Source organism: Pseudomonas ceruminis (assembly GCF_021602025.1).
Lineage (GTDB): Bacteria > Pseudomonadota > Gammaproteobacteria > Pseudomonadales > Pseudomonadaceae > Aquipseudomonas > Aquipseudomonas ceruminis.
This window is the reverse complement of sequence record NZ_BQHW01000060.1, coordinates 1-3,867: the sequence shown is the minus strand read 5'-3', so window position 1 is coordinate 3,867 and position 3,867 is coordinate 1. Positions and strand designations below refer to the sequence as shown.

4 protein-coding genes are annotated in these 3,867 nt (G+C 55.2%); all 4 read left to right on the top strand.

Annotated elements, in window-relative coordinates:
• On the top strand, positions 1-622 hold a 622-nt coding region (locus L6D80_RS29750; protein ID WP_143524282.1), incomplete at its 5' end, for an IS5 family transposase.
• Positions 623-859: 237 nt separating this feature from the next.
• Positions 860-2,230, top strand: a complete 1,371-nt coding sequence (locus L6D80_RS29745) for a sigma-54 interaction domain-containing protein (protein ID WP_033690530.1) — start codon at positions 860-862, stop codon at positions 2,228-2,230.
• Positions 2,231-2,394: 164 nt separating this feature from the next.
• On the top strand, positions 2,395-3,543 hold the full coding sequence (locus tag L6D80_RS29740; RefSeq protein ID WP_009683642.1) for an iron-containing alcohol dehydrogenase: 1,149 nt from the start codon (positions 2,395-2,397) through the stop codon (positions 3,541-3,543).
• 146 nt (positions 3,544-3,689) lie between these two features.
• A partial coding sequence (locus L6D80_RS29735) for a transposase (protein WP_473811945.1) occupies positions 3,690-3,867 on the top strand: 178 nt, incomplete at its 3' end.

Genomic DNA, 3,867 nt, shown 5'->3' with positions numbered 1-3,867 from the left:
GAGCGCTCAGGGCAAGTTTGAGCAAATGCACGACCGGCTTCGTGCCCAGTGGCGAGAGCGGATGGATCGTGATGAAAAGCCGTCAGCCGCTGTTCTCGATTCCCAGTCAACTCGTAGCTCTCCCCAAGGCGGAGAAAGTGGGTACGACGCCGGCAAAAAGGTCAAAGGGCGCAAGCGAAGTCTGGTCGTTGATACCCTTGGCTTGCTCTTGGCAGTGAGTATCAGTGCCGCCAGTGTGCAGGACCGAGACGCGGCGGACGACGCGGTGACATCCTCGATGGGCAAGTACCCATCCGTGAATACTCTGTTCGTTGACAGTGCCTACGCCGGGAAGTGGGCTCAGCGGACGCAAGACATTCATGCTGTTCAGGTTCAGGTCATAAGAGGACCGAATAATCGCCGTACCGGGAAATGGCATTCAGCACAAGGCGAGCTGTTCGCGTCAGCACCAGCACCGAGTGGTTTTGTGGTTATGCCCAAACGCTGGGTAGTGGAACGAACTCACGCCTGGAATGAGCGAGCCAGGCGGCTGATCATGCACCATGATCGTTTACTCGATGTAAGTGCGGCATGGGTATGGCTGGCTGAGGCTCGCATGCTGGCCCGTCGGCTTACTACTTGATTTTGTCTACACCCTCCTAGCGGTGCACGACCGGCTCCTCCAGCCTACTTGTGGGTTCGCGGAACACGTGTAGAGCAGAAGTGATACGGGGCCACCTAGGACGAGATTTTTCGATGCATCCGCAAAGCTACTGCAGATATCTGCAACTCCATGAGTCCCAGCTACCTCCTCAAGAATAGAGCCACTGCACTGACGAACGCCTTACACTCACTTTTTTCGCTAGCTCAGAGGGTCGCTGTGAACTTCACTGATCAAACTTTCGATACGATTCTGAACGCGCTGCACGACGGCGTCTACATCACGGATGGAGCAGGGATTACCGTCAAAGTAAACAGCGCGTACGAACGTCTGACTGGACTCCAGAGCGAGCAGCTCATTGGACGCAGCATGCACGACTTGGTACGCGACGGTGTCGTGTCGCAATCCGCATCTTTACGCGTACTCCAGCAAGGTGCGCCGGTTTCCGTTATGCAGAGCCTCGGTAACGGTAAGAAGCTGTTGGTGAGCGCAACACCTATTTTCCTGGATCGTCGCATCAGCTACGTCGTCAGCGCCGTACGTGACATGACAGAGCTTCTGCGCATGAAGCATGAAAGGGATGAGCTAGCTGGGCTCAAGAAGCTGCGTCAGAGCACTGCGCAGTTGCATGCTGGCGAATATGAAAAAATCACACAGTCTTCGCTGGTTTTTAACCAAGCGCAAACCGGCCCGCTTTTCTCACAGACACGTCGTGTAGCAGGCAGTGACGTGAAGGTGCTGCTATTAGGGGAGACCGGTGTTGGCAAAAGCCTCATCGCTCAGTACATCCACAACTCCAGCGCTCGGGCCAAGGAGCCTTTCATTCCGCTCAACTGCGGCGCAATGCCCGAAAATTTGATCGAGGCAGAATTGTTCGGCTATGCACCAGGGGCGTTTACGGGCGCAGCGGCCAAGGGCAAGCGAGGGCTTCTGGAGTTAGCAAATCATGGAACGTTGTTCCTTGATGAAATTGGCGATCTACCGCTGTCGCTACAGGTCAAACTGCTGAAGGTTATCGAAGAAAATCGATTCATCCCCGTGGGTGGACTTGAATTGCGTGAGGTCGATATTCGAATCATCAGCGCCACCCACCACGACTTGCGAAAGAAAGTCGAGGAAGGGTTGTTCCGTGCCGATCTCTACTATCGACTGAACGTGGTGCCCATTCATATTCCCGCGCTTCGCGAGCGCGCCGCAGAGATCTCAACGCTGTTGGAGCATTACCTCAGGCACTTCAACGAGCGCTATGAGCGCAAAATGTCGTGGGGCTTGGAGACCCTGGATCTGCTCTGTGAGTACGCATGGCCAGGAAATATTCGAGAGTTGATCAACCTGGTCGAGCGTCTGGTAGTGGTCTGCGAAAGTGACACGATTGAGGCGTTGGATCTGCCTGAGGAAATCCTCAACCTCCACAATGATCGCTCAAGTCATGATCGTTTACCGCTACGCAAGGTTGTGGAAAACGCCGAGCGCAGCGCAATCCTTTCAGCCATGCGCGTACACAAAACCACGCGCCTGGCAGCCAAAGCGTTGGGAGTGAGCCAAGCAACCATCGTCCAGAAGATGAAACGCTGGGAGAGTTTTGATTAGGTTTCTGATCGTTAGCCGACTTTGCGATTGAAATACTGATCGCTATTCGTGCCGCAGGCCTGCACGAACGAGACGAAATCCGTCAAGGATGGGTATTTCACGACATTGGCACAGGTTTTGTTATCCATTTGGTACATCTCTAATAAAAAAACGAGGATGAGCCGATGAGCGTTTCTGCCTTTCAAATCGCCAATAAACTCCTGACCGGCGCTAGCGCGGTTGAACAGCTGGACGCTGAGTTGACCCGGCTGAAGGTTGATAACCCATTGATCGTGACCGATGCGATTCTGGTCAAATCGGGCACAGTCGACCTCGCTTTGGTCCACCTGGGTGGCCGCAGCTATGGCCTCTACGACCAAGTGCAGCCAGAGCCTGAAATCAGTTTGGTCGAAGATTGCACCCGCGCCTTTCGCGAGGGTGGCCATGATGGACTGATTGGCCTGGGCGGTGGAAGTGCCATGGACATCGCGAAAGGTGTGGCGGCTTTCGCGAGACACGATGGCCCCTTGGCCGAGTTGTTCGGTGTCGATCAAGTAAGCCGCAAGGGCCCTCCGCTGATCGCGATTCCAACTACGGCAGGCACGGGTTCGGAGGTCACTAACGTGGCGATATTCTCCGACAAGAATGCGCAGCTCAAGAAAGGGATTGTGAGCAACTACCTGTTGCCTGATGTTGCCCTGGTTAGCCCGATCATGACGCGTACTTGCCCACGCAGCGTGACCGCTGCCAGCGGTGTCGATGCGCTTGTGCATGCGATTGAGGCATACATTTCGATCAATCGCTCGCCGATCACCGATGCCATTGCTCTGGGAGCCATCAAGGTTATAGCTCGCGCTTTGCCTAAGGCCTATGCCAATCCCAATGATCTCCTTGCTCGGGAAGACATGGCTACGGCGAGCCTGATGGCCGGCATGGCATTTGGCAACGCAGGTGTTGGGGCAGTGCATGCGCTTGCCTATCCGCTGGGCGGGCGTTTCAACATCGCTCACGGCGTCAGCAACGCTTTGCTGCTGCCTTATGTGATGCGCTGGAACAAGCTTGCTTGTATGGAGCGTCTTCGCGACGTCGCTCAGGCAATGGGCGTGAATATCGCCGGCTTGAGCGATAGCCAGGCTGCAGACGCCAGTGTCGATGCGATGATTGAACTGTGTGCTGCTGTAGACATCCCTGCCGGTCTTCGCGCTTTCAACGTCCCACAGGACGCCCTAGCACCGATGGCCGAGGAAGCCAGTAAGATCGACCGGTTGATGCGCAATAATCCCCGCAAGTTAACGTCTGAAGATATCGAATCAATTTACCAGGCTGCATGGTAACCCGTTGATATATAGGGTGACCAAACACGGAAGCCGAGCCTATGGGATGGATAGACAATTGTGTCTGATACACAATATATCTAAGGAATCTCCGAACAAGCCTTCAGTTATGCGAGAATCCCCGCAACACCTGATCCGAGCCGCCCATGAGCCAGATGAGCTTTTCCGACTTTGAGTACGCCGGCAAGCGCAAGCAGACCCGCCGAGAGCGCTTCCTCGCCGAAATGGATCAGGTGGTGCCCTGGGCAGGCCTGCTGGAGCTGATCGAACCGTTCTACCCCAAGGCCGGCGGCGGTAGAAAACCCTATCCTCTGGAAACCATGC